At 52.8% G+C, this 23,995-nt stretch carries 26 protein-coding genes, 2 tRNA genes, 1 other RNA gene and 2 pseudogenes; 18 read left to right on the top strand and 13 right to left on the bottom strand.

Annotated elements, in window-relative coordinates:
• Positions 1-14 precede the first annotated feature (14 nt).
• From EKN38_RS14970 to EKN38_RS14955, 4 genes and pseudogenes are all read left to right on the top strand, one after another.
• A complete protein-coding gene (locus EKN38_RS14970) occupies positions 15-392 on the top strand; it encodes a TA system toxin CbtA family protein (protein WP_126522283.1) in 378 nt (125 codons plus the stop codon).
• Positions 389-880, top strand: coding sequence for a DUF5983 family protein (locus EKN38_RS14965; RefSeq protein ID WP_126522281.1), 492 nt, complete (start codon positions 389-391; stop codon positions 878-880). The genes EKN38_RS14970 and EKN38_RS14965 overlap by 4 nt, the downstream gene beginning before the upstream one ends.
• 69 nt (positions 881-949) lie before the next feature.
• Positions 950-1,081: pseudogene (locus tag EKN38_RS25795) on the top strand (hypothetical protein); the annotation flags it as partial.
• Positions 1,082-1,161: 80 nt separating this feature from the next.
• Complete coding sequence (locus tag EKN38_RS14955) at positions 1,162-2,007, top strand: DUF4942 domain-containing protein (protein ID WP_126522397.1); 846 nt, start codon at positions 1,162-1,164, stop codon at positions 2,005-2,007.
• Between the two features lie 133 nt (positions 2,008-2,140).
• Here EKN38_RS14955 and EKN38_RS14950 read toward each other — a convergent pair.
• The 3 genes from EKN38_RS14950 to EKN38_RS14940 form a co-directional block, all read right to left on the bottom strand.
• A tRNA-Ser gene (locus EKN38_RS14950) sits at positions 2,141-2,228 on the bottom strand.
• Between the two features lie 137 nt (positions 2,229-2,365).
• Complete coding sequence (locus tag EKN38_RS14945; protein ID WP_014831399.1) at positions 2,366-3,043, bottom strand: isochorismatase family protein; 678 nt, start codon at positions 3,041-3,043, stop codon at positions 2,366-2,368.
• A 20-nt stretch (positions 3,044-3,063) separates the two neighbouring features.
• Positions 3,064-3,924, bottom strand: a complete 861-nt coding sequence (locus tag EKN38_RS14940; protein ID WP_014831400.1) for a pirin family protein — start codon at positions 3,922-3,924, stop codon at positions 3,064-3,066.
• A 109-nt stretch (positions 3,925-4,033) separates the two neighbouring features.
• Here EKN38_RS14940 and EKN38_RS14935 point away from each other — a divergent pair, with 109 nt between their 5' ends.
• Positions 4,034-4,939, top strand: a complete 906-nt coding sequence (locus EKN38_RS14935) for a LysR family transcriptional regulator (protein ID WP_014831401.1) — start codon at positions 4,034-4,036, stop codon at positions 4,937-4,939.
• Between the two features lie 133 nt (positions 4,940-5,072).
• Here the strand turns inward: EKN38_RS14935 and EKN38_RS14930 are convergent.
• Positions 5,073-5,210: non-coding RNA, RtT sRNA (locus EKN38_RS14930), on the bottom strand.
• Positions 5,211-5,253: 43 nt separating this feature from the next.
• A tRNA-Ser gene (locus EKN38_RS14925) sits at positions 5,254-5,341 on the bottom strand.
• Positions 5,342-5,572: 231 nt separating this feature from the next.
• On the opposite strand from EKN38_RS14925, the gene ghrA reads away from it, so the two are divergent.
• The 4 genes from ghrA (at position 5,573) to EKN38_RS14905 (ending at position 8,488) form a co-directional block, all read left to right on the top strand.
• Complete coding sequence (ghrA, locus tag EKN38_RS14920; RefSeq protein ID WP_050861031.1) at positions 5,573-6,511, top strand: glyoxylate/hydroxypyruvate reductase GhrA; 939 nt, start codon at positions 5,573-5,575, stop codon at positions 6,509-6,511.
• Positions 6,512-6,595: 84 nt separating this feature from the next.
• On the top strand, positions 6,596-7,333 hold the full coding sequence (locus EKN38_RS14915; protein ID WP_126522279.1) for a phosphatase: 738 nt from the start codon (positions 6,596-6,598) through the stop codon (positions 7,331-7,333).
• A gap of 21 nt (positions 7,334-7,354) precedes the next feature.
• On the top strand, positions 7,355-7,909 hold the full coding sequence (locus tag EKN38_RS14910) for a molecular chaperone (protein WP_014831404.1): 555 nt from the start codon (positions 7,355-7,357) through the stop codon (positions 7,907-7,909).
• A 96-nt stretch (positions 7,910-8,005) separates the two neighbouring features.
• Positions 8,006-8,488 carry a DUF1097 domain-containing protein gene (locus tag EKN38_RS14905; RefSeq protein WP_072095085.1) on the top strand — a complete coding sequence of 161 codons (483 nt, stop codon included), beginning with the start codon at positions 8,006-8,008 and terminating at the stop codon, positions 8,486-8,488.
• 44 nt (positions 8,489-8,532) lie between these two features.
• Here the strand turns inward: EKN38_RS14905 and csgG are convergent, their stop codons facing one another.
• Genes csgG through csgD form a run of 4 tightly spaced genes read right to left on the bottom strand, consistent with a single transcriptional unit; the run spans position 8,533 to position 10,874 of the window.
• The gene (csgG, locus tag EKN38_RS14900) at positions 8,533-9,366 is read right to left on the bottom strand and encodes a curli production assembly/transport protein CsgG (protein WP_014831406.1); all 834 of its coding nucleotides are present in this window, start codon (positions 9,364-9,366) and stop codon (positions 8,533-8,535) included.
• 26 nt (positions 9,367-9,392) lie between these two features.
• The gene (gene csgF / locus EKN38_RS14895) at positions 9,393-9,806 is read right to left on the bottom strand and encodes a curli production assembly/transport protein CsgF (RefSeq protein ID WP_014831407.1); all 414 of its coding nucleotides are present in this window, start codon (positions 9,804-9,806) and stop codon (positions 9,393-9,395) included.
• 23 nt (positions 9,807-9,829) lie between these two features.
• Positions 9,830-10,219, bottom strand: coding sequence for a curli production assembly/transport protein CsgE (gene csgE / locus EKN38_RS14890; protein ID WP_014831408.1), 390 nt, complete (start codon positions 10,217-10,219; stop codon positions 9,830-9,832).
• Positions 10,220-10,223: 4 nt separating this feature from the next.
• Positions 10,224-10,874 (bottom strand): biofilm master transcriptional regulator CsgD, encoded by a 651-nt coding sequence (gene csgD, locus EKN38_RS14885; protein ID WP_014831409.1) that lies wholly within the window; start codon positions 10,872-10,874, stop codon positions 10,224-10,226.
• Positions 10,875-11,640: 766 nt separating this feature from the next.
• Here csgD and csgB point away from each other — a divergent pair.
• The 5 genes from csgB to ymdB all read left to right on the top strand — a co-directional run bounded on the left by csgB (position 11,641) and on the right by ymdB (position 14,115).
• On the top strand, positions 11,641-12,096 hold the full coding sequence (gene csgB / locus EKN38_RS14875; RefSeq protein WP_046888595.1) for a curli minor subunit CsgB: 456 nt from the start codon (positions 11,641-11,643) through the stop codon (positions 12,094-12,096).
• Positions 12,097-12,137: 41 nt separating this feature from the next.
• Positions 12,138-12,593, top strand: a complete 456-nt coding sequence (gene csgA, locus EKN38_RS14870) for a curli major subunit CsgA (RefSeq protein ID WP_014831411.1) — start codon at positions 12,138-12,140, stop codon at positions 12,591-12,593.
• A 59-nt stretch (positions 12,594-12,652) separates the two neighbouring features.
• Positions 12,653-12,985 (top strand): curli assembly chaperone CsgC, encoded by a 333-nt coding sequence (gene csgC / locus EKN38_RS14865; protein ID WP_014831412.1) that lies wholly within the window; start codon positions 12,653-12,655, stop codon positions 12,983-12,985.
• 161 nt (positions 12,986-13,146) lie between these two features.
• A complete protein-coding gene (locus tag EKN38_RS14860; protein ID WP_014831413.1) occupies positions 13,147-13,467 on the top strand; it encodes a type 1 fimbrial protein in 321 nt (106 codons plus the stop codon).
• A gap of 105 nt (positions 13,468-13,572) precedes the next feature.
• Entirely contained in the window at positions 13,573-14,115 is a 543-nt protein-coding gene (gene ymdB, locus EKN38_RS14855; RefSeq protein WP_014831414.1) for an O-acetyl-ADP-ribose deacetylase, read from the top strand.
• A 34-nt stretch (positions 14,116-14,149) separates the two neighbouring features.
• Here ymdB and mdoC read toward each other — a convergent pair whose 3' ends face one another.
• Positions 14,150-15,289, bottom strand: coding sequence for a glucans biosynthesis protein MdoC (gene mdoC / locus EKN38_RS14850; RefSeq protein WP_043951601.1), 1,140 nt, complete (start codon positions 15,287-15,289; stop codon positions 14,150-14,152).
• A 255-nt stretch (positions 15,290-15,544) separates the two neighbouring features.
• On the opposite strand from mdoC, the gene mdoG reads away from it, so the two are divergent.
• The 3 genes from mdoG to EKN38_RS14830 all read left to right on the top strand — a co-directional run bounded on the left by mdoG (position 15,545) and on the right by EKN38_RS14830 (position 19,930).
• Positions 15,545-17,098: a glucans biosynthesis protein MdoG gene (mdoG, locus tag EKN38_RS14840; RefSeq protein WP_043951602.1), complete on the top strand. Its 1,554-nt coding sequence runs from the start codon at positions 15,545-15,547 to the stop codon at positions 17,096-17,098.
• Positions 17,091-19,619, top strand: coding sequence for a glucans biosynthesis glucosyltransferase MdoH (gene mdoH, locus EKN38_RS14835; RefSeq protein ID WP_014831417.1), 2,529 nt, complete (start codon positions 17,091-17,093; stop codon positions 19,617-19,619). Before mdoG ends, mdoH begins: the two co-directional genes overlap by 8 nt.
• Before the next feature lie 83 nt (positions 19,620-19,702).
• Complete coding sequence (locus EKN38_RS14830; RefSeq protein WP_013097162.1) at positions 19,703-19,930, top strand: YceK/YidQ family lipoprotein; 228 nt, start codon at positions 19,703-19,705, stop codon at positions 19,928-19,930.
• Positions 19,931-19,936: 6 nt separating this feature from the next.
• Here the strand turns inward: EKN38_RS14830 and EKN38_RS14825 are convergent, their stop codons facing one another.
• The 3 genes and pseudogenes from EKN38_RS14825 to EKN38_RS14815 form a co-directional block, all read right to left on the bottom strand.
• The gene (locus EKN38_RS14825) at positions 19,937-20,311 is read right to left on the bottom strand and encodes a MysB family protein (protein ID WP_014831418.1); all 375 of its coding nucleotides are present in this window, start codon (positions 20,309-20,311) and stop codon (positions 19,937-19,939) included.
• A 97-nt stretch (positions 20,312-20,408) separates the two neighbouring features.
• The gene (gene mdtG, locus EKN38_RS14820) at positions 20,409-21,626 is read right to left on the bottom strand and encodes a multidrug efflux MFS transporter MdtG (RefSeq protein ID WP_014831419.1); all 1,218 of its coding nucleotides are present in this window, start codon (positions 21,624-21,626) and stop codon (positions 20,409-20,411) included.
• Between the two features lie 141 nt (positions 21,627-21,767).
• Positions 21,768-22,694: pseudogene (locus EKN38_RS14815) on the bottom strand (Kdo(2)-lipid IV(A) acyltransferase).
• A 223-nt stretch (positions 22,695-22,917) separates the two neighbouring features.
• Between EKN38_RS14815 and EKN38_RS14810 the strand changes: the two are divergent.
• Positions 22,918-23,967 carry a rhodanese-related sulfurtransferase gene (locus EKN38_RS14810; protein ID WP_014831421.1) on the top strand — a complete coding sequence of 350 codons (1,050 nt, stop codon included), beginning with the start codon at positions 22,918-22,920 and terminating at the stop codon, positions 23,965-23,967.
• Positions 23,968-23,995: the final 28 nt, after the last annotated feature.

Genomic DNA, 23,995 nt, shown 5'->3' with positions numbered 1-23,995 from the left:
ATGGAGTAAACCCAATGCAAACCCAATCACTATCCTCAACGCGGGAGGCTTATCCGCGTCCGTCACCCGTGGAGATCTGGCAGCGCCTCCTGAGCCACCTGCTGGACCGCCACTACGGTCTGACGCTTAACGACACGCCGTTTGGCAACGATGGCGTAATCCAGGACCACATCAACGCCGGGATCTCACTGTGCGACGCCGTGAACTTTATCGTGGAGAAATACGACCTGGTTCGTACGGACCGTCGCGGTTTTAACGCAGAAACACAGTCACCGCTTATCAGCAGCATCGATATTTTTCGCGCCCGTAAGGCTACCGGGCTTTATACCCGCAGCAGGTATAAAGCCGTTACCGACATCACCACCGGTAAATACAGCGGGGAGGTCCAGTGAAGCTGTCCGTTAACGTGGAAGCCGATAGCATCAACGTTCTGGCCCTCAATATGGGCCGGATCGCTGTAGATATTGACGGTATTGAACTGGCTGACCTGATCAATGTGGTCTGTGAAAACGGGTATTCGCTTCGCGTTGCTGACGAGCCTGGAAAACTGGTCGTGGAAGATCCGCTGCCGCCCCTCGCCCGCGTAAACGGCATTCAGTGCAGCACCGCGCATATCACGGTGGAAGACAATGCTCTGCTGTTTACCCTTTCACACCAGCATGAAGACTTTGGCGAGTCGGAATGGATTAGCTATACCGGCTCGGGTTATCTGCTCTACCTGGGCGCATGGTCATTTCCAGTTTTACGCCTCAAACGCCTCGGTCTGTCGAAAGCCTGCCGCCGGTTAGTAGTGACGCTTATCCGTCGCTACGCCGCGGGCATCATTCATCTGGATGCCTTTGGCGAAGTGCTGCCGGGTTTTACCACTTTTGACTGGTAATTCAACATCAACCACCTCAAGGCGCTCTGATGCCAGAATTAACCACTGAAGCCGCTCTCAACATTCTGAAGCGAGATTATCTTCGATAACGACGAAGACAACACCGACTCAGCAGCCCTGTTGCCCTAGATTGAACAGGCATTACAGAACGTTCGCGATCTCCGCCATCTGCAGCTTCTGCAACAGGCCAGAACAAATTAGCCACCGAACCATACTCAACGCACGCGCATAAGCGCCAGTCCTCACCGACTGGCGCTTTGCTTTATATAAGGAAAGAAATGATGTCAGAACTGACTCTCACCGACCCCGAGGTTTTAATCGGTCACACCGACGTGATTTGCTCCACCAGCATTGAGCGTATAGTCACCGGACGTAATGCCGCGATTGCACAGATTGAGACGCTGATACAGCAGATTGACGATATTTCGACGCTGACCCGTAGTATCGGCGGAAAAACAGCTCTGGACTGGGCTATGAAACAGGATTTCCGTTGCGGCTGCTGGTTGATGGAAAAAAGAGAAGCGGCGATGAAAGCCATCACCTGCAATCTCGATCGCGGCATCTGGCGGGATTTAATGAAGCGCTCCGGCATGCTGAGCCTGATGGATGCTCAGGCCCGTGATGAGTGGCACAATAGCCTGGAAAAGGGGGATATTCCGGCCGTAAGCGAAGAAAATATTCTCAACACATTCGAGCAACTGCATCTGAATAAGGGCGAGGTATTTGAACGGGGTGTAATTAACGTCTTCAAAGGACTTAGCTGGGATTTTGAGACGAACAGCCCTTGCAAATTTGGAAAGAAAATCATCGTCAGTAGGCTGGTCAAATGTGACCGGTGGGGATTTGGGCTCAGGTGGGGCTGGCAGCGCGATCGTTTAGCCGACCTGGAGCGCATGCTGATTCTTCTGGATGGGAAGCCCGTACCTGACAACCGCGCTGACGTTACCCGTCGGTTAGGTGATCACATCCATGATGACAGGCACAGCAATCGGTACGAGGATGAAATGTTTGCAATCAAATACTTTCAGAAGGGAACAGCCCACATAACTTTTAAGCGACCAGAGTTGGTTGATAAACTGAATGACATCATCGCCCGGCACTATCCGGGAGCACTGGCAGCGAGATGAAAGGGGAGTGCCCTGTCCGATGCCTTCGCAAGTGAGCCAGCGCAAGCCAGACGGCAATGGCATACTGGATGGCATACCGAAAAGACGTACAAAAGAAAAAGCGCATGTTAATTAATAACATGCGCTCGTAATATGGCGGTGAGGGGGGGATTCGAACCCCCGATACGTTGCCGTATACACACTTTCCAGGCGTGCTCCTTCAGCCACTCGGACACCTCACCATATTGTTTTGCTGCCTGACCGCTTGGGGGGCAACGGGGCGCTACTATAGGGAGTTGCGCTAAAACGGTCAAGCAGATTTTCAGCTTTAGTGCGTGTTCGGTTAAGCCTTAATCAGCTCAGGTCACATCATCGGCGCTTAACGCTGTGAATCGAGCGCTTCGCTGTTTTTCACCACTTCCTGCGCCTTGCCGTAGCTCTCGATCAGCAGTTGATACGCCGGGAAAATGTGCGTGTAGACGTCTGCCCACTCGGCCGCATCTTCACGGTTCCATGTCCGCTGGATCTCAGAGGCAACGGCCGCCGTATCCATTGGCACCACGCCTGCCTGCACCACACGGGCCAGGGTGATCTCCTGCGCCATTTTGCTGTAAGTACCGGACGCATCAATCACCGCAAAGACTTTATAACCATCCGCCACTGCGCTAATCGACGGAAACGCCATGCAGACGCTGGTGATGGTACCGGCGATAATCAACGTCTTACGTCCGGTGGCTTTAACCGCGGCCACAAATTCCGGGTTATCCCAGGCGTTGATCTCCCCTTTACGTGCCACATACTGTGCATGCGGCGCGTTGGCATGAATTTCCGGGATGAGCGGACCGTTCGGGCCCTGCGGAACGGAAGCGGTGGTGATCACCGGGATGTTCGCAAGCGTCGCGATTTTCGCCAGAGCCGCCGCACGGGCACGCAGCTCAGGCATCGGCATATCTCCGACGGTCTGGAACAGGCCACTCTGGTGGTCGATAAGCAACATCACCGCATCGTTCACATCAATGACCGGACGTGCTCCATTAAAATTGGCAGGTGTAGACATGTTCTTCTCCTTTATTACGGTTAGATCTGGCCAAAGCGGCCGGAATTGAAATCACGAATGGCTTCATTGATTTCGGTTTTACTGTTCATCACGAATGGGCCGTAGCCCACAATTGGTTCATTCAGCGGTGCACCGGCCATCAGCAATACTTTGGCATCGCTGCCGGCTTCCAGATGTAACGTCTCACCTTCCTGACTCATGACCACCAGCTGTGCTTCTCCCGCGTGAGCCGTACCGTTCACCGTGACATGGCCTTCCAGCACCACCAGCGCCGTGCTCCAGCCCTCTGGCTGACTGAGCGTGATGTGGCTGCCCTGGTTGAGGGCAATGTCCCACACGTTCAGCGGCGAGAAGGTATGCGCCGGGCCGCTAACATCGTCGTAGTGACCGGCGATAACCCGCAGCGAGCCGCTGTTATCGGGCAGCGTCACCACCGGGATATCGGCTTTGGTGATGCTTTGATAGCCCGGCGTGGCCATTTTGTCTTTCGCCGGCAGGTTGACCCAAAGCTGCATCATCTTGAGTTCTCCGCCTTTGTGCGCGAACGCGCTGGAGTGAAACTCTTCATGCAGAATGCCTGCACCGGCTGTCATCCACTGCACGTCGCCCGCACCAATAACGCCGCCTCTGCCGGTGGAGTCGCGATGCTCCACTTCGCCGGCATAGACGATGGTGACCGTTTCAAAACCACGATGCGGATGCTCGCCCACCCCGCGCTTAGTGCCGTCCGCCGGGAAGGTATGTGGGCCTGCGTAGTCCAGCAGTAAGAACGGGCTCAGCGACTCGCCGTGGGTTTGATAAGAAAACATCGAACGCACCGGGAAACCATTGCCAACCCAGTGTTGACGGGGTGCGGTATAGACGCCTGTTACGTTTTTCATGATGAACTCCTGATGTTCTGTCGATGTAATTAGCTTATATTCAGCGTTAATATCCCGGTAGAGAGTGAAAATGGCATTCACTGTTCTGAAAATAGAACGATGAGGATTTATGCAGGATCTCAATGACTTCGTCTGGTTTGTGAAAGTGGTCGACTACGGTGGTTTTGCGGCGGCGGGAAGAGCGCTTGACCTGCCCAAGTCCAGGCTGAGCCGCCGGATTGCGCAGCTGGAAGAACGGCTTGGTGTGCGGTTAATACAGCGTACAACCCGTCAGTTTACGGTAACGGAGGTCGGGCAGACGTTCTATCAGCACTGCAAAGCCATGATGGTTGAAGCGGAAGCGGCGGAGGAAGCCGTGGCCGCGCTGCAGGCGGAACCGCGCGGTATCGTCAGGCTCACCTGTCCTGTCACGTTGTTGCATGTGCATGTCGGCCCGATGCTGGCGCGGTTTATGGCGCGCTACCCCGGTATCACCCTTCAGCTGGAAGCAACGAACCGGCGGGTTGATCTGGTGGGGGAGGGAATTGATGTGGCGATCCGCGTGCGTCCGCGCCCGTTTGATGACAGCGATCTGGTATTACGTGTGCTGGCCGACAGGGGACATTGCCTGGTCGCGGGCCCCGCGTTAATTGAACGCCTGGGGAAACCGTTGATGCCGTCCGAACTTAGCGCCTGGCCCGGGTTAAGTATGGGCGAGGGTAAACACATTCATAAGTGGGATTTGTGTGGTCCGCAAGGGGCGAAAGCGGAAATCCATTTTACTCCTCGCTTTATTACCACCGACATGCTGGCACTGCGTGCAGCGGCTATGGCGGGTATCGGTGTGGTGCAACTGCCGATATTGATGGTGAAAGATCAGCTGGCGTCAGGAGAACTGGTTCGGGTGCTTGAGGCGTGGGAACCACGACGGGAGGTGATTCATGCAGTTTATCCGTCAAGACGCGGCTTGCTGCCGTCCGTCAGGGCACTGGTGGATTTTCTCACTGAAGAGTATGCGAAGATGGTTGAAGAGTAACTTTGTCTGGGTCGGGTAAGCGCAGCGCCACCCGACATAAAGAGCGCAGGGAGTCTCAAGGTTCTCATCCCCCCCTTTCGGAGACTATAAAAGAAAAAAGCCCGTACTTCCGTACGAGCTCTTGCCTTGAATATGGCGGTGAGGGGGGGATTGACTCGCTTCGCTCGCCCTTCGGGCAGCCTGTTCGCTGCGCTCGCAGTCTGTCCAACTGGCTGTCGCCAGTTGTCGAACCCCGGTCGGGGATTCTCATCCCCCCTTTCGGAGACTATAAAAGAAAAAAGCCCGCACTTTCGTACGAGCTCTTGCCTTGAATATGGCGGTGAGGGGGGGATTCGAACCCCCGATACGTTGCCGTATACACACTTTCCAGGCGTGCTCCTTCAGCCACTCGGACACCTCACCATATTGTCATCCCGTTGTTGTCGGGACGGGCGCTAATGTAAGGAAAAGCCGAACAGCCGTCAACTCACTTTTTCAGTAAATTAGCGCATTTAGACAAACTTCAAACAACATGATTCTTAAATGTGCTGAAAGCGCCTTTTTTATCAGCAACGCGGTCCGGCGATAAATTTGTTATGCTGGCAATCCAGTTGAAAATGAAAATAAAACAGCGCAAAAAAGGCAGGAATGAGTATGGATATTATCTTCTATCACCCCACTTTTGATACGGCTTACTGGATTAATGCACTTTCGGCGGCGTTGCCGGGGGCGCGCGTGCGTGAATGGAAGCGCGGTGATAACGAACACGCAGACTACGCGCTGGTCTGGCATCCCCCGGTTGAGATGCTCCAGGGGCGCAAGCTGAAGGCTGTTTTTGCCCTCGGTGCCGGTGTGGATTCCATTCTGAGCAAACTGAACGCGCACCCTGAAATGCTGCCGGAAGATATTCCCCTGTTCCGCCTGGAAGATACCGGCATGGGCCAGCAAATGCAGGAATATGCCGTGAGTCAGGTGCTGCACTGGTTCCGCCGCTTTGATGATTATCAGGCCTTAAAACTGCAATCCCGTTGGGAGCCGCTGCCTGAGTATCAGCGTGAAGATTTTACCATCGGTATTCTCGGGGCGGGCGTGCTCGGCTCAAAAGTGGCGGAAGCGCTGGCGCCGTGGGGCTTTCCGCTGCGCTGCTGGAGCCGCAGCCGCAAGGACTACCCTGGCGTTGAAAGTTTTGCCGGAACAGATGAACTCCCGGCGTTTCTGAAGGGCACGCGCGTGCTGATCAACCTGCTGCCGAATACGGCGGAAACGGTCGGCATTATTAATAGTGCGCTTCTGCATCAGTTGGCGGATCAGAGTTACGTGATGAACCTGGCGCGCGGTGTCCATCTGGTAGAGGTCGATCTGCTCAAGGCCCTTGAGAGTGGCAAGGTGAAAGGCGCGATGCTGGATGTGTACAGCCGCGAGCCCTTGCCGGCAGAAAGTCCGCTGTGGGCGCATCCGCGGGTGGCGATGACCCCACACGTCGCCGCCGTGACGCGTCCGGCAGAGGCGGTGGCCTATATTACGCACACCATCAGTGAGATAGAGCAGGGCAACGCGGTGACCGGACAGGTCAACAGACAGCGCGGCTACTGAGTGAAACCCGGCGTTAGCCGGGTTTTTGCTAATAATCGCTGCAGATAACTGCTATCCTTTGGAAAAACCGCAGAGGAGAGAGAGATGTATCCCGTTGACCTGCATATGCACACCGTCGCCAGTACCCACGCGTATAGCAACCTCCATGATTATATTGCGCAAGCGAAGCTCAAGGGCATCAAGCTTTTTGCCATCACCGATCATGGCCCGGATATGGCGGATGCGCCGCACTACTGGCATTTTGTGAATATGCGGATCTGGCCACGTCTGGTGGACGGTATTGGGATACTGCGCGGCATTGGGGCGAACATCAAAAATACCGACGGTGAGATCGACTGCACCGGCCCGATGCTGACGTCTCTTGATCTTATTCTCGCCGGTTTCCATGAGCCTGTCTTTGCACCTCAGGATAAAGAGACCAATACCGCGGCGATGATTGCCACCATTGCCAGCGGCAATGTGCATATTATTAGCCACCCCGGCAACCCGAAGTACCCGATTGATATTCAGGCTGTCGCACAGGCGGCTGCGAAGCACCGCGTGGCGCTGGAGATTAACAACTCCTCCTTTGTTCACTCGCGTAAGGGCAGTGAAGCCAACTGTCGCGAAGTGGCGGCCGCCGTGCGTGATGCCGGAGGCATGGTGGCGCTGGGTTCAGATTCCCATACTGCGTTCACTCTGGGCGATTTCAGCGAGTGCCTGAAAGTGCTGAAAGATGTTAACTTCCCGGAAGCGCAAATCCTGAACGTGACCCCACGCCGCATGCTCGATTTCCTGGAGTCACGCGGAATGGAACCGATTGCTGAATTTGCCGATCTTTAATTGTGTAATGGAATAAAAAAAATGAATGAGTTTTCCATCCTCTGCCGCGTGCTGGGTACGCTGTACTATCGCCAGCCACAAGACCCGCTGCTGGTTCCGCTCTTTACATTAATTCGTGAAGGGAAACTGGCACAGAACTGGCCGCTGGAACAGGATGATTTGCTGGAGCGCCTGCAGAAAAGTTGCGACATGCAGCAGATTTCAACAGATTACAACGCGCTGTTTGTGGGTGACGAGTGCCGTGTTTCACCATACCGCTCAGCCTGGCAGGAAGGGGCAACGGAAGCGGAAGTGCGCGCATTTCTCTCCGAACGGGGTATGCCGCTGACCGATACGCCTGCCGATCATATCGGTACGCTGCTGCTGGCCGCGTCCTGGATCGAAGACCACGCCGGAGATGATGAGAACGAAGCCATCGAAACCTTGTTCGAAGCCTACCTGCTGCCGTGGGTCGGGACATTCCTTGGGAAAGTTGAAGCGCATGCCACCTCGCCATTCTGGAGAACGCTGGCTCCGCTGACACGTGATGCCATCGCTGCAATGTGGGATGAGCTCGAAGAAGAGAACGAAGAGTGATTTAGATCACAATAATTCTGCAACAATGAGCATCATCTTGCATGTAATGTGCTTCTGATCTCATTTCCATGGCGCGCTTCTGCTAAGATGCGCGCCATGAACATATTACTTTGTATCGCAATAACGACGGGTATTCTCTCCGGGCTGTGGGGATGGGTGGCCGTGTCCCTCGGATTGCTCAGCTGGGCCGGGTTCCTCGGCTGCACGGCCTATTTCGCCTGCCCGCAGGGAGGCCTCAAAGGGCTCTTTATCTCGGGCTGCACGCTGATGAGCGGCGTTATCTGGGCGCTGGTTATCATGAAAGGCAGTGCGCTCGCGCCACATCTGGAGATCCTCGGCTATATCATGACGGGCGTGGTCGCCTTTTTGATGTGCGTTCAGGCAAAGCATTTATTGCTGTCGTTTGTACCTGGCACCTTTATGGGGGCGTGCGCCACCTTTGCAGGGCAGGGGGACTGGAAGCTGGTGGTTCCCTCACTGGCGCTGGGATTACTGTTTGGCTATGCCATGAAGAACAGCGGCCTGTGGCTGGCGGCACGACGGGAAAAAGCGCAAAACATTCCTGCGGTGAGTGAATAAAAAAAAGGCGAGATACCTGTCTCGCCTTTTTTATGCGCGTCCTGTCAGGATTCCGGAGGAACCGACATGTCGCGGTATTTCACCAGTACCGGATTCTGCACGTCTGCTTTGTTCTGCAGATCCCACAGCCCGCGATCGATACCATCATTTATCAGGAAGATAACTCCGGTTTCAATGGCTGACATCAGACACATCATCACCGGTTCGTTAGAGGTATAACCGATTTCACCCTCCAGCAGGCGCTGGTAGTCGATGAAGCGGAACACCCCAGCCTGCACTTCATAAGACAGAATGGTTTTGCTGGTTGTTACCGAAGAGAGAACTTCCCCTGTACTGACGTTAACGACACGCAGGTTAACGGCGATTTGATCGAGCTGATACTGTGTATCTGCGCCGATACCGAAGTAACGTGCGCCAGCACCACCCGATTTAACGTTACTTTCGTAACCGATAATCGACCCTTCAATCATGACGTTCGCGGCTGCCAGGGATTGCAGCGGCATACGGTTATTATCCGCGACGGTTCCATTCTCCTGCGCCGCACGAATAATTTTTCGTTCATTTAGCAGGTTTTGCAGTCCCTGACGTTCCAGCGGAATAAACCAGCGTGAATCCTTCAGCGCGGTTACCAGCATGGCGGTGGCGCTTTGCGGCACGGCCGTGGAGAAGTTACTTGCCGGGTAAGGTTTAAATTGCCCCGTTTCATCCTGAATGTTGTAGACGGAGACAAATATTTTACCCGTAGGCGCAGGTAAATGGGTTAAATCACGATAACTTTGAGCCCGAGGCAATAATGTCGGTTTTGCAGCTTCTTTGGGGGGAGCAGTTAAACAACCGCTCAATAAGCACACTGCAACAAGTATCAGGAAGCGCTGCATGATCGTTGTCCTTATTTTGGGGTTGTTTAGAAGTCAGTTGAGTTTGTTTGTAGACCGGAAACCTGAATGGTGGAGGTTTTTCCGGTTTTACGGTCGGTAACATTCAACTGGAGCTGCCCGTCCCTGTTGGCGATGTCGACAATAAAGTCATTTGTCACCATGCGGCCGGGTTTACCGGTATTAATGTTTGTCAGCAAACCGCCCAAAATTTGCGACTGGATAGCCTGGGTGAAGTTGTCCAGTGCGGATGGGGTATCCACGCTAAAATCATTAAAGCTCGGATCTTTATAAGAATTTTGTGCCTGGGCTTCATTCAACATGAACGCCCCATTGTTCGGGTTACCACCAAAGTTGGGATTACGGAACTGGAATGTCATATTCCCGGCCCAGCTTAATGGGGTTATTAGCATTAACGAAACAACTGCATATGCAATACGCATGACAGCCTCCGGATATAGGTTCGCTAGAACTCGTCTTTTGCTAAATCGCTGGTGCTTAATAGCGCTTTATCTATTTGCATGCGATTTATAGCGTCTTCTGATTGTGCCAGCGCTAAGGCTACGTTTTTATCGAAGTCTATTTTGGTGGGGAATAAAAAAGTTTGATATATAACGAACTGGTTAGCCGTTATTGTTATCCAACTTCCCCATCGTGCACTGGGCCGCTCGTTGATTGTTATATTACCAGGGTACGTACTGTCCCATTTATCACTGAAAGCACGATAAAAACTGTGCCCGACAGAGGAGACGGTATGGTCTGTTAACAATCCGGGAACTTCGACCTCGACGGCCTGCAGGTTCCCGGCAGCGAGCAGAAAGCCCGCTGCGGCAATCCAACTCAAGGTGCGTTTCATGTGATTAACGCCTGAGGTTATCGTTTGCCCATGAAACCGCCTGAGTTCGGTTTTTAACAGCTATCTTCTTGAAAAGATTATAAAGGTGCGTCTTAACCGTATTTTCGCTGATAAATAACGAACGGGCGATTTCAATATTTGAAGCACCAATGCGCAATTTGTTCAGGATCTCTTTCTCCCGGTGCGTGAGCAATGCCGATTCTGAACTGTTGTAGCGGTAATTTCCGGAGTGCGTAATAAGATAGCTGGCCAGCTTTTGCGAAAAATAACACTCTCCTCGCAAGATACCTTGCAGGCCTTCTACCACCCGATTTTCTTCTTCAGTGACGTAGAACACGCCATTGATATGCGGCCAACTTTCGATGTCCCTGAAAGGGTACTCGTCAGGGGTATTCAATAATAGCACGCGGATATTATTGTTTTTCCTGCTTAAAGTATCTTGCCAGTAATGGATGAGCTTTTTATCCGCTTCCATCATATCGAAAAGAATGATGCTGCCAGGTGCAATATCATCGAAAGAACGTTGAATATTATGCAATTTTCCGTTCAGTGATAAAGATTGCTTTAAATGTTGTAATAAAGCGGTCGCCTGTAAAGAAGGTTTTGTGATCAACAGTAATGTATGACCATGTAAACTATGGACTTCATTAAACATGATGAAACCCCACTTTTTTTTGACACCTGGCAGTTGTCCTCCTGTGAAAAGAGGACACCAGAAGTACTGACAGATGTTGCGCTGCTGTGTGTAGAATTAAGCCATAGCCTCCACAGGGGAGGTAAATATAAAACCAATTTCGTACATCTAATTTCAATCTAGCTTTTACGAAGTTTAAAGCAAGTGTTAAACGTGTAACAAGATGTAAAAATCAATATTAATTTGTGAAAATGAGCTTTCATGGATGCTGTAAAATGATGAGAAAGTTGTACATGGAAATAAGTGTGCACAAATTTTAAAAATCATGCAAATATTTATATTATTTTGATTATATTGATTATTATTAATTGTTTTTGAGTTGTGAACAGGTATGAGTTGCTGGATTTATCTAAGACCATGAATGAACGGTTCTGCATCTTAAGAAAACACGCGTTGTGTCACGCACTGAGAGAAATGTCATCCTGCCGTTACGTTTAACCTTCTGTAAAGAAAGTCTGGACAGCGCTTCCTGGTGCTGTACAACCTGATTTTTTAAACGCTGCAATAAAAAATTAAGCTGTCCTGTTTTCAGCTGTTTTTCTGAAAAATTACTACTTTGAGGTGACGTGATAAATAAAAATAAGCCGCGCGGGTGAGATATTTATAATGTTTCGACGGACATACTCTTCACCGTAACGACGCGTTAACAAAATACGAGTCGTTCTAACATGAAGCCACAGTTACATGGCAATGAAATTTTAAATATAGCCAGGTCCAGGGTGACAACATGAAAAACACATCGTTATTTATGATGTTTACATTACTGGGAGTGCCTGGGTTTGTAACCGCAGCGAATTCAGATTTGGCTAACGCTGAATATAACTTTGCGGTTAATGAAATAAGCCGTTCATCATTAAATCAGGCAGCCATTATTGGTCAACAGGGCGTATTAAATGACGCTCAGGTACGCCAGGACGGTTCAAAATTACTGTCCATTGTTTCCCAAGATGGGTCAGGTAACAGGGCGCGCGTTGATCAATCAGGGACTTATAATTTTGCATATATCGCTCAGAGCGGCTTTGCGAATGATGCAGATATTACGCAAGACGGATTTGGTAATAGTGCGAAAATTATCCAGAAAGGGTCGGGTAATAGAGCAAGCATTACGCAGTACGGTACACAGAAAAACGCAGTTGTAGTGCAAAAACAGTCGCAAATGGCAATTCGCGTTATTCAACGTTAGTTATTCGCGGCGACTTAAATCAATCCGATGGGGGTTTTACCATGAAATTTATCAAAGTGGCAGCTCTTGCAGCAATCGTAGTTTCTGGTAGTGCTATGGCCGGTCTTATTGATCAAGGTGGCTGGGGCCACGGACATGGTCATGGTCACGGCGGTAATGGCCCAAATTCAACCCTGAATATTTACCAGAACGGTGGCGGTAACTCAGCTGTCGCCTTGCAGACAAATGCCAGAGATTCAACGCTGTCTATTAGCCAGAGTGGTGGCGGTAATGGCGCGGATGTCGGACAAGGTTCTGACGACAGCACCATTTCTCTGACCCAGAATGGTTTTGCCAACAGCGCAACACTTGACCAGTGGAACAGCCACGACTCTACTATGAACGTAAGTCAGTACGGTGGTTTCAACGGCGCGCTCGTCGATCAGACCGCCTCTAATTCTACGGTCAATGTTACCCAGATTGGTTTTGGTAACCACGCTTCAGCCTATCAGTATTAATACTGAAATATGTGCGACAAAAACAGGGCTGCGGCCCTGTTTTTTTTCGGGAGTTGATCATGAATACCTTAATCCTTCTTGCTGCACTATCCAGTCAGATAACGTTTAACACAGCGCAGCAGGGCGATATGACCACCATTATTCCTCAGGTCATATTGACGCAGTCGTGTGAGTGTCTGGTGCAAATAGTCGCTCAACGAGAAGGGCAAAGTGGCCAAAGTACATCACGGCAGCAGAACAAGCTTTTTATCCCCGCTAATCAGACGATCGATTTAATGCGGCTGAGTTTAAATATTGCTACGGGGGATACGGTGAACATTATTGTCACCGTCTCTGATGGTAAATCGCTTCATTTATCACAGCAGTGGTCACCGCCGGGAAGGGCGCTTTAATCATTTATAAAATCAATGATTTGCCAATGTGGCAGGCCTTCACCGTTGAGCTATGCTGTTAACAGGAACTGAGCAACTATGTTCCGGGACGTGAAACTACGTTTGCTTTAATGGAGCGCTTTTACCCCTCAAGGACGATTTTCATTGAGGAGTACATACAAGTGACCAAATATACCGCTCAACTCGTTTCTGGTTTTAGTCTGCTCGTCTCTCTTTTTATTACCCCGGTTTTTGCGGCGACGGTTGTGGAGGGCGGGGTGATTCATTTTCGCGGCGCGATTGTCGCAGACCCCTGTGAAGTGACTGCACAACAGCGGCAATTTGCGCTGTCATGCCCGGAAAATAACCAGATGCAAACGCGCATGGTCAGTTATGAAGAGGCACTTAATGGGCATGTGACCGATTCCAGCCTTGCCTCCCTCAGCATGAAATACCTCAATCCTGAAAAAACGCTCGCGGTGGTGGAAATTCAATACCGTTGATTCGTTCTCTTCCGCCTGCCGGCGGAAGAGGTTTTTCCCGATAGTTTTTTCTCTCGGGTACCTCTGCGATACACTTAAGAAAATGGCGGGAAGCAGAGGGTATTTATGAAACCGCAAATTGACGTTATTCATGGCGATATCACGACGATGCACGTTGATGTGATCGTCAATGCAGCCAATCCGTCACTGATGGGCGGCGGTGGCGTGGATGGCGCTATCCACCGGGCTGCCGGACCGCAACTGCTGGAAGCCTGCAAGACTGTGCGTCAGCAACAGGGGGAGTGCCCACCGGGTCATGCCGTTATTACGCTTGCGGGCGATCTTCCCGCGAAAGCGGTGATTCATGCCGTGGGGCCAGTATGGCATGGCGGCGATCGACACGAGGCGAGTCTCCTTGAAGAGGCTTACCGAAACTGCCTGCGCCTGGCCGCCGACAATGGCTATAAAACCATGGCATTCCCGGCGATCAGCACAGGGGTGTATGGTTATCCGAAAGCCGCCGCAGCGACGATTGCGGTAGACACCGTATATCGTTACCTGTCGCTCAAACCGATGCCCGAAAAAGTGACATTTGTCTGTTTCGATGAGGAGACACTGCATCTTTATCAGCGGCTGTTGACCCAGCGCGGACAGGAATTAGAGACCTGAAATACACGCGGCGCACTGAGTGCGCCGCGTTTTTTTATGATGCTCTTACTTGCGGTTTCCCGGAGAAAAGGAAACGCAGAAGCGGTATCCGCAGATGGATTTCGTAAAGCACGATGGCGATTCCAATCACAAAGACCAGCCCGGTAAAGAAGCCCAGCGTGTTGGAGGCGATATGCGGTGTGATATAGGCCCCGAAGAACAGCGTGAGGGGATGGTGCACCAGATAGATAAACAGCGACGCATTGACGAAATAGGTCACGCGGCTGGACTTAAAGTTGAGCAGGCGGTGGCCAAGGGCAAAGACCACATTCACCATCCACAGGCCCAGCAGCATGGTAATGACGCTCTCGGTTTCATACATCCAGGCATCACCGCTGCCGTAGCGCTGATTTAACAGATAGGCCGCAAACGCGATGGCGGCACCACAAGCACACCACGGCGAGGGCGTCGTGAACAGCGATTTAAGCTTTGGATAAATAAAGGCCAGCGCCCCGATTAAAAAGAAGGGGATGTAGAACAGCGACTGCATCACCACAAAATTGAACAGACCGTCGCTCAGTATCGGCGGATAAACGATAAACAGGGTGCGTCTGACCGCGGCATAGGCGATGCCCAGCAGTAAAAAGAGCAGCGACAGTTTCCCGAGGGTGATACTGGCGAAGAAGGCGTTAGCTTTATGGCTTAAATGACGGCGCAAGCGGCCAAAAATAAACACGCTGACTGTGGTGAGCACCACCAGCACCAGCAGGAACCAGAGGTGAGATACCAGCTCCCAGACCAGGGTGTTGTATTTTTCATACAGCGACAGGTTAGGCCAGTTCTCCGCCTTACCTTTTACGTACTGCAACATAATGAACTGCGGCAGCGTCAGCAGGGGAATGGCGGTCAGCATCGGAATGCCGACGCGCTCCACGCGCACTTTCCACCAGCGCTTGATCGGGTAGCGCAGAAACAGCATATAAGAGAAGTAGCCAGAAATGACGAAAAACACCTGCATGCGGAAGGCGTGAATAAAGTCATTAAACAGCGTCAGCCACCAGGAGGGCATTTGACTATTAACATGCCAGGTGTGGCTGGAGTATATCAATGAAATGTGGAAGGGGATCCCCAATAGCATCAGCCATGCCCGGATCGAGTCGAGGAAATATTCACGTTCTACTGGTGTTGTGCTCATATAACTTTGTGCATTCTCAGACTTTTCGCCTTATCCCTAAGACTCATAATGGTTACATTCGAAGCCAACCCTACACCAAGACCGACACCCTGTCTCCAGGATAAGCACGCAAAGTGAAAAGCGGGTTCTTTCATTTGCTTAATCCCTGAGCCAGCGAGCTGAACAAAGCAGTGATAATGTTGTCGGATTGCCTGAGTTTCCATTAAAATGGATCGGATCGATATAAGCACACAAAGGGGGAAGTGCTTACTTATTATGAAACATAAACCACAGATGATGAAAATGCGTTGGTTGGGTGCTGCAGTGGTGTTGTCCCTGTATACCTCATCGGCACTGGCCTTTAACATCGACGATGTCGCAAAACAGGCAAAATCGATGGCAGGCAAGAGCTACGAAGCGCCGAAAAGTAACTTGCCCTCCGTTTTCCGCGACATGAAGTATGCGGACTATCAGCAGATCCAGTTCAATCACGATAAAGCGTACTGGAACAATATTAAGACCCCGTTCAAGCTTGAATTTTATCATCAGGGTATGTACTTCGACACGCCTGTCGCCATCAATGAAGTGACGGCTACAGCGGTACGTAAAATCAAGTACAGCCCGGATTACTTCAATTTTGGGGATGTGCAGCACGACAAAGATACGGTTAAAGACCTGGGCTTCGCAGGCTTCAAAGTGCTTTATCCGATCAACAGCAAAGATAAAAACGACGAAATCGTCAGCATGCTCGGTGCCAGCTACTTCCGCGTTATTGGCGCGGGGCAGGTGTACGGGCTTTCTGCGCGCGGCCTGGCTATTGATACCGCGCTGCCATCAGGTGAAGAATTCCCGCGTTTCCGCGAGTTCTGGATCGAACGTCCAAAACCAACGGATAAACGTCTGACTATCTACGCACTGCTGGATTCCCCGCGTGCAACCGGCGCGTATCGCTTTGTGATTATGCCAGGACGTGACACGGTGGTTGACGTGCAGTCTAAGGTGTATCTGCGCGACAAAGTGGGCAAACTGGGCGTTGCGCCGCTGACCAGTATGTTCCTGTTTGGGCCGAACCAGCCGTCACCGGCGACCAACTTCCGCCCTGAACTGCACGACTCCAATGGTCTCTCTATTCATGCCGGTAACGGTGAGTGGATCTGGCGTCCGCTGAACAACCCGAAACATCTGGCCGTCAGCAGCTTTGCGATGGAAAACCCACAAGGTTTCGGCCTCCTGCAGCGCGGCCGTCAGTTCTCTCGCTTTGAAGATCTGGATGACCGCTACGACCTGCGTCCAAGCGCGTGGGTGACCCCGAAAGGTGACTGGGGTAAAGGGAAGGTTGAACTGGTTGAAATCCCAACCAATGATGAAACCAACGATAACATCGTCGCTTACTGGACGCCGGATCAGCTGCCGGAAGCCGGGAAAGAGATGAACTTCAAATACACGATCACCTTTAGCCGTGACGAAGACAAACTGCATGCGCCGGATAACGCGTATGTCATGCAGACTCGCCGTTCAACGGGTGACGTGAAACAGTCAAACCTTATCCGTCAGCCTGACGGTACCGTCGCTTTCGTGGTGGACTTTACAGGCCAGGACATGAAGAAACTGGCGCCGGACACTGCCGTGACCGCCCAGGCCAGCATCGGTGATAACGGTGAGATCGTTGAGAACGCCGTACGCTACAACCCGGTAACGAAAGGGTGGCGTCTGACCCTGCGCGTGAAAGTGAAAGATCCGAAACAGACCACTGAAATGCGCGCTGCGCTGGTCAGCAACGATCAGCCGCTGAGTGAAACCTGGAGCTATCAGCTACCTGCCAATGAATAATACATCTGAATATATTGATGCCATGCCGCTGACGGATATTGAAAAAGCGGCACTGCCTGAGAGCGACATCCGCGCGGTACATGCCGCGCTGGATGGGGAACATCGTCAGTTTTCACGTGATGACGATTCTCCGCTGGGGTCAGTGAAGGCACGTCTGGAGCAGGCATGGCCGGACTCGCTGGCAGAAGGGCAGTTGATTAAAGACGATGAAGGGCGCGATCAGCTTCAGGCGATGCCAAAGGCAACGCGTTCTTCCATGTTCCCCGACCCCTGGCGTACCAACCCGGTTGGCCGCTTCTGGGATCGCCTGCGCGGGCGTGACGTTACGCCTCGTTATCTGTCACGTCTGACGAAAGAAGAGCAGGCCTCCGAACAGAAATGGCGTACCGTGGGGACGATCCGTCGCTACATCCTGCTGCTGCTGACCCTGGCACAGACGGTGGTCGCAACCTGGTACATGAAGACCATTTTGCCTTACCAGGGCTGGGCGCTGATCAACCCGGCAGACATGATGGGCCAGGATATCTGGGTCTCCTTCATGCAACTGCTGCCGTATATCCTGCAAAGTGGCATTCTGCTGCTGTTCGCCGTTCTCTTCTGCTGGGTATCGGCCGGTTTCTGGACCGCGCTGATGGGCTTCCTGCAGCTGCTGATGGGACGAGACAAATACAGCATTTCGGCGTCTACGGTCGGGGATGAACCCCTGAATCCTGAGCACCGTACGGCGCTGATTATGCCTATCTGTAACGAAGACGTTGACCGCGTATTCGCGGGGCTGCGCGCAACCTGGGAGTCCGTTAAGGCAACCGGTAACGCCGCCCATTTCGACGTCTATATCCTGAGCGATAGCTACAATCCGGACATCTGCGTTGCAGAGCAAAAAGCCTGGATGGAGCTGATTGCAGAAGTACAGGGTGAAGGTCAGATCTTCTACCGTCGTCGTCGTCGTCGTGTGAAGCGTAAAAGCGGCAACATTGATGACTTCTGCCGTCGCTGGGGTAACCAGTACAGCTACATGGTGGTGCTCGACGCCGACTCGGTGATGAGCGGTGACTGTCTGAGCGGTCTGGTGCGTCTGATGGAAGCTAACCCGAACGCGGGTATCATCCAGTCCTCGCCAAAAGCGTCCGGCATGGACACGCTTTACGCGCGCTGCCAGCAGTTTGCCACCCGTGTTTACGGGCCGCTGTTTACTGCCGGTCTGCACTTCTGGCAGTTGGGTGAGTCCCACTACTGGGGTCACAACGCCATTATTCGCGTGAAGCCGTTTATTGAGCATTGTGCGCTGGCTCCGCTGCCGGGTGAAGGTTCGTTTGCCGGTTCGATTCTGTCGCACGACTTCGTGGAAGCGGCGTTGATGCGTCGTGCAGGGTGGGGCGTCTGGATTGCCTACGATCTGCCTGGTTCCTATGAAGAACTGCCGCCGAACCTGCTGGATGAACTTAAGCGTGACCGCCGCTGGTGTCACGGGAACCTGATGAACTTCCGTCTGTTCCTCGTAAAAGGGATGCACCCGGTTCACCGTGCGGTATTCCTGACCGGCGTAATGTCTTATCTGTCCGCGCCGCTGTGGTTTATGTTCCTGGCGCTGTCCACGGCTCTGCAGGTGGTGCATGCGCTGACGGAGCCGCAGTACTTCCTGCAACCGCGTCAGCTGTTCCCGGTGTGGCCACAGTGGCGTCCGGAACTGGCGATCGCGCTGTTTGCCTCCACCATGGTGCTGCTGTTCCTGCCAAAGCTGCTCAGTATCATTCTGATCTGGTGCAAGGGCTCGAAAGAGTATGGCGGTTTCTGCCGGGTAACGGTTTCACTGCTGCTGGAAGTGCTGTTCTCCGTGCTGCTGGCGCCGGTACGTATGCTGTTCCATACCGTGTTTGTGGTCAGCGCGTTCCTGGGCTGGGAAGTGGTCTGGAACTCACCGCAGCGTGACGATGACTCCACGCCGTGGGGTGAAGCCTTTATGCGTCACGGCTCGCAGCTGCTGCTGGGTCTGGTGTGGGCTGCAGGGATGGCATGGCTGGATCTGCGCTTCCTGTTCTGGCTGGCGCCGATCGTCTTCTCGCTGATCCTGTCGCCGTTTGTGTCGGTCATTTCAAGCCGTTCAACGGTTGGCCTGCGTACCAAGCGCTGGAAACTGTTCCTGATCCCGGAAGAGTATTCACCGCCGCAGGTGCTGGTGGATACCGACAAGTATCTGGAGCAGAACCGCAGTCGTACGCTGGATGATGGCTTTATGCACGCGGTGTTTAACCCGTCGTTTAACGCCCTCGCAACGGCTATGGCTACCGCGCGTCACCGTGCCAGTAAGGTGCTGGAGATTGCCCGCGATCGTCACGTTGAGCAGGCGCTGAACGAAACGCCAGAAAAACTTAACCGCGACCGTCGTCTGGTGCTGTTAAGCGATCCGGTGACCATGTCGCGTTTACACTACCGTGTCTGGTCGTCCCCGGAGCGATACTCGTCGTGGGTGAACTACTACAACGATCTGAAGCTTAACCCGCTGGCGCTGAAGGCGAAGTAAGTGGCTACGTGGGCGGATAAGCAATGTGCCGCCCGCCAGATAAAATACCGGCTTAATCGCCGGTATTTTTTTAGAGGTAACGGATGAAAATAATCATCGTCGTCATGATGGCATGTCTGCTGAGTGGCTGTGGCAGCATCATCAGTCGCACCATTCCAGGGCAGGGCCACGGGAATCAGTATTATCCGGGCGTGAAATGGGATGTCCGGGATTCCGCATGGCGCTACCTGACGGTGCTCGATCTGCCGTTCTCGCTGATTTTCGACACGCTATTGCTGCCCATCGATGCCAGCCACGGCCCCTACGAGTAGCGGAAATTAACGCTCGTCCCACTCATCAGCTGCCGTCTGACCTTCTTCTGTATCCAGTGGTGGCTCGAGCTGGAATTCGCCCTCATCCCACTCATGCAGGGTGTTTTCTTCCAGCCACTCCTGACGCAACTCAATTTCATCATAGTCGCCATCAAAGACGGCCTGGGCACCTTCACCGCTCAGGATCGGCAAACATTCGCCTTCTTCGCCTTCGTCAGCGAAGAATTCGGCCTGCCACATAATATCCCCATCCTGCAGGACATACTTTTGGATATTGAGTTGTTGCACGTCAGCATCTTCTTCGTCAACGCCGGGATTATCGGCGAGGAACTCTTCACGAGCGGCATCAATAGCTTCTTCCAGCGTGGCGTACATGGTCATTGGTGTCTCCCTGTTTTCCAGAAGGTTTCAGGGAAAGAATAGCTGAATATCTGATTCTGCAAGTATGAATGCAAAAATAAGCCGTCACGCATTCGTCTTATTCAGCCACTGGCCGTAATGTCCGGGATAAGCTGAACCATGAATAAATAGCATTAAACAGCACCACGCCTGCCGTGACGATAAAGACGGCGCGGAAACCGAAGCTGGCAGAGATCCCGGCACCCACCAGCGGGCCGGTAACGTTGCCGATGTCGCGAAATGACTGGTTGTAGCTAAATATACGTCCGGCGATTTGGTTGGTTGAGTTGTAGACCAGCAAGGTCTGAACAGCGGGCAGTAACGCGCCGTCGGCAGCGCCCAGCAGGAAACGCAGCACCCCCAGTTGCCACGGGGATTGCACCATCGACATCGGGATAAGCAGCAGGACGGAGATCACCAGGGCACAGAGCAGGATCTTTTCCGGCCCCACGCGATCCCCCAGTTTGCCCAGCCTTGGGGCGCTGAGCAGAGCCGCCACCCCGGGTACTGACGCAATCAGGCCGCTGATAAAGGCAATATTGCTAACGTTGCCCGCCAGATCGCGAACGTAGAGCGTCAGAATCGGGGCAATCGAACCGGTCGCAACCTGAATAATCAGGGTGGTAACAAACAGACTCAGTACCAGTCTGGGGTTCTTAAGTGAAGCCAGCACATCCCGCGCGTGGAGCATCTCTTTTTTGGCGACGGGCGTGAAGTGTTCGCGAATGCAGATCAGCGTGACGATAAAGCAGAGGAACAGCACGCTGGCAGTAATGAAAAATACTGGGCGCAGACCATAGCTGTCCGCCAGCAAGCCGCCGGCCAGAGGTCCCAGTAATGCACCGCTCACGCCACCGGTTGAGAGCGTCCCGAGCGCCCAGCCGCTTTTATGACGCGGAATTTGGGTGGCGATCAGCGCATTAGCATTGGGGATAAATCCCCCCAGCAGGCCAAGCAAGGCACGCAAAATCAGAAACTGCCAGACGTTCTGTGCCACGCCCATCAACGCCATGATAATGGCCATCCCCAGCGCCGAGCGCAGCAGCATGATTTTGCGCCCTTTACGGTCGGCAAGGCCGCCCCAGAACGGCGAAGCAATGGCGGAGAAGAGGAAAGTGATGCTGAACACCAGACCAGACCACATATTGAGCGCACTGTGACCCGTCACGCCCAGTTGTTCAACGTACAGGGGCAGAAAGGGCATCACGAGGCTAAACGCCGCGCCGGTAAGAAAACAGCCGAGCCAGGCAACCGTGAGGTTACGTTTCCAGTTTATGGGGGCATCTGAGGGTGACATAACAATCCGCGTAATAAGGGTGCAGAACACCGTAAGGCATGAAGTAATAAGCCTGCTAATTATGCGCCCGGGTTATGATTGCCGCAATGAGGAAGAGCTTTTAAAGCTAAAACAGGTAGCGGCCCGTAGGGCCGCAGGGGGTTAATAGCGGGACGGCGTGCCTTCTGGCCGCGTTTTAAAGCGACGGTGGAGCCACATATACTGTTCCGGCGCGAGCATTATGCACTTCTCGACAATGCCATTCATCCAGTGTGCGGTGGTTTCTGCATCGGTCAGCGGCGGGGCCAGTTCCGGTTCCAGCATAATTAATTCGTAACCAGAACCATCCGGTTTGCGACGTGGAACAAAGGGAACGATGGCGGCTTTGGACATGCGCGCCAGCATCCAGGTACCGGTGGTGGTGGCCGCCTCCTGAACGGCGAAAAACGGCACAAATACGCTGGACTGCGGACCGTAGTCGTGATCGGGGGCGTACCAGACCACTTCACCTGATTTGAGGGCGCGGATCATCCCCTTCAGATCCTTACGGTCGATCATACTTTTATTGGAACGCATACGGCCATTGGTCTGGATGAGATCGATAACCGGGTTGTCGTTAGGACGATAAACACCAATGCCGGGCGCCTGCATACCGAACATACGGGCACCGATTTCCAGGGTCAGAAAGTGTACGCCAATCAGCAGCACCCCCGTCTGGTTTGCCTGCAGCGTATGCACGGGCTCCATGCCTGTTCCGGCAACAACGCTCCAGCGCGCCATGCGTTTATCCGGCTAGAACCACGCCATTCCTGTCTCCATCAGCCCCATGCCGACAGATTCGAAATTCTTTGTCACCATGTCATGACGTTCTGACTCGCTCATCTGCGGGAAGCACAGCTCAAGGTTGCGGTATGCAATCCTGGCGCGACGTTTCATAAACGTTTGCGCAAGACGACCCAAACATTTGCCCAGACGGAAAATAACAGGGTAGGGGAGTTGGACCAGAAGCCATAAAAAGCCAATGCCAAGCCAGGTCAACCAATAGCGGGGATGCATAAGGGCGACAGTAAATTTCGGTAACTGGGTCATGTCTGTCCTGTGTTCTAACGTCCTGAAGGGCTTAGTGTCTCATTTTTTACTACATAGCCAAAATGTCTGTTGTCGAAACGCGTACTTATGCAGCAATTGTTATGACGAATAGTTCAGGCTGACAGAAATGTAGCGTAAATTGTGTGGATGTAAATTGTTATTGTTTGCTATATGATGCCGACCGATTTTACTTTCTCAATAACGATTGCAGGACTTGTACACCATGCCAGTGTTACACAACCGCGTATCGAATGAGATGTTGAAAGCGCGTATGTTGGCTGAAACCGAACCGCGCACGACCATCTCATTCTATAAATACTTCACGATCAACGATCCGCAAGCGACCCGCGATGAACTTTATAAAGCCTTTACAGCGCTGAATGTGTTCGGGCGCGTCTATCTGGCGCGTGAAGGTATCAATGCCCAGATCAGCATCCCGGAAAGCAACGTGAGCGCCTTCCGCGATTTTCTCTACGGCTTCGACCCGGCACTGAACGGCTTACGCCTGAACATCGCCCTGGACGATGACGGTAAATCATTCTGGGTGCTGCGCATGAAAGTGCGTGAGCGCATCGTGGCAGACGGCATTGACGACCCGGAATTCAACCCGGCCGACGTGGGGGAATACCTGAAGGCGGCGGAAGTCAATGCGATGCTTGATGACCCGGACGCGGTATTCATCGATATGCGTAACCACTACGAATATGAAGTGGGCCATTTCGAGAACGCAATGGAAATCCCGGCCGACACCTTCCGCGAGCAGCTGCCGAAAGCGGTTGAGATGATGCAGGAACATAAAGATAAGAAAATCGTTATGTACTGCACCGGCGGCATCCGCTGTGAAAAGGCCAGCGCGTGGATGAAACATAACGGGTTCAATAAGGTCTGGCATATCGAAGGCGGTATCATCGAGTATGCCCGCCGTGCCCGTGAGCAGGGATTACCGGTACGTTTTATTGGTAAAAACTTCGTCTTTGATGAGCGAATGGGTGAGCGTATTTCAGAGGACGTGATTGCCCACTGCCACCAGTGCGGCGCACCGTGCGACACCCATACCAACTGTAAAAATGACGGATGTCATCTGCTGTTTATTCAGTGCCCGGCGTGTGCGGAGAAGTTTAACGGCTGCTGCAGCGAACTGTGCAGTGAAGAGAGCATGCTGCCGGAAGAAGAGCAGCGCCGCCGTCGTGCGGGGCGTGAAAACGGCAATAAGATTTTTAATAAATCGCGTGGCCGACTGAACACCAAACTCGGCATTCCTGACCCGGAATAAGCATAACGCCCGGCAACGTAAAACCCTG

This window comes from Enterobacter sp. WCHEn045836, from assembly GCF_003965585.1.
Classification (GTDB): domain Bacteria; phylum Pseudomonadota; class Gammaproteobacteria; order Enterobacterales; family Enterobacteriaceae; genus Enterobacter; species Enterobacter dissolvens.
The sequence above is the reverse complement of the archived record's forward strand: the minus strand, read 5'-3'. Positions and strand labels throughout refer to the sequence as shown.

Bases quoted from the DNA above. Each gene is read 5' to 3' on its own strand.
- EKN38_RS14970 (WP_126522283.1), top strand. From the start codon at position 15: ATGCAAACCCAATCACTATCCTCAACGCGGGAGGCTTATCCGCGTCCG.
- EKN38_RS14830 (WP_013097162.1), top strand. From the start codon at position 19,703: ATGAAAATAATCATCGTCGTCATGATGGCATGTCTGCTGAGTGGCTGT.
- EKN38_RS14935 (WP_014831401.1), top strand. From the start codon at position 4,034: ATGCAGGATCTCAATGACTTCGTCTGGTTTGTGAAAGTGGTCGACTAC.
- csgB (WP_046888595.1), top strand. From the start codon at position 11,641: ATGAAAAACACATCGTTATTTATGATGTTTACATTACTGGGAGTGCCT.
- ymdB (WP_014831414.1), top strand. From the start codon at position 13,573: ATGAAACCGCAAATTGACGTTATTCATGGCGATATCACGACGATGCAC.
- mdoC (WP_043951601.1), bottom strand. From the start codon at position 15,289: ATGAGCACAACACCAGTAGAACGTGAATATTTCCTCGACTCGATCCGG.
- csgG (WP_014831406.1), bottom strand. From the start codon at position 9,366: ATGCAGCGCTTCCTGATACTTGTTGCAGTGTGCTTATTGAGCGGTTGT.
- ghrA (WP_050861031.1), top strand. From the start codon at position 5,573: ATGGATATTATCTTCTATCACCCCACTTTTGATACGGCTTACTGGATT.
- EKN38_RS14825 (WP_014831418.1), bottom strand. From the start codon at position 20,311: ATGACCATGTACGCCACGCTGGAAGAAGCTATTGATGCCGCTCGTGAA.
- mdoH (WP_014831417.1), top strand. From the start codon at position 17,091: ATGAATAATACATCTGAATATATTGATGCCATGCCGCTGACGGATATT.
- EKN38_RS14955 (WP_126522397.1), top strand. From the start codon at position 1,162: ATGTCAGAACTGACTCTCACCGACCCCGAGGTTTTAATCGGTCACACC.
- EKN38_RS14910 (WP_014831404.1), top strand. From the start codon at position 7,355: ATGAATGAGTTTTCCATCCTCTGCCGCGTGCTGGGTACGCTGTACTAT.
- csgA (WP_014831411.1), top strand. From the start codon at position 12,138: ATGAAATTTATCAAAGTGGCAGCTCTTGCAGCAATCGTAGTTTCTGGT.
- csgE (WP_014831408.1), bottom strand. From the start codon at position 10,219: ATGAAACGCACCTTGAGTTGGATTGCCGCAGCGGGCTTTCTGCTCGCT.
- EKN38_RS14915 (WP_126522279.1), top strand. From the start codon at position 6,596: ATGTATCCCGTTGACCTGCATATGCACACCGTCGCCAGTACCCACGCG.
- csgF (WP_014831407.1), bottom strand. From the start codon at position 9,806: ATGCGTATTGCATATGCAGTTGTTTCGTTAATGCTAATAACCCCATTA.
- csgD (WP_014831409.1), bottom strand. From the start codon at position 10,874: ATGTTTAATGAAGTCCATAGTTTACATGGTCATACATTACTGTTGATC.
- EKN38_RS14905 (WP_072095085.1), top strand. From the start codon at position 8,006: ATGAACATATTACTTTGTATCGCAATAACGACGGGTATTCTCTCCGGG.
- EKN38_RS14940 (WP_014831400.1), bottom strand. From the start codon at position 3,924: ATGAAAAACGTAACAGGCGTCTATACCGCACCCCGTCAACACTGGGTT.
- EKN38_RS14810 (WP_014831421.1), top strand. From the start codon at position 22,918: ATGCCAGTGTTACACAACCGCGTATCGAATGAGATGTTGAAAGCGCGT.
- mdoG (WP_043951602.1), top strand. From the start codon at position 15,545: ATGAAACATAAACCACAGATGATGAAAATGCGTTGGTTGGGTGCTGCA.
- EKN38_RS14945 (WP_014831399.1), bottom strand. From the start codon at position 3,043: ATGTCTACACCTGCCAATTTTAATGGAGCACGTCCGGTCATTGATGTG.
- csgC (WP_014831412.1), top strand. From the start codon at position 12,653: ATGAATACCTTAATCCTTCTTGCTGCACTATCCAGTCAGATAACGTTT.
- mdtG (WP_014831419.1), bottom strand. From the start codon at position 21,626: ATGTCACCCTCAGATGCCCCCATAAACTGGAAACGTAACCTCACGGTT.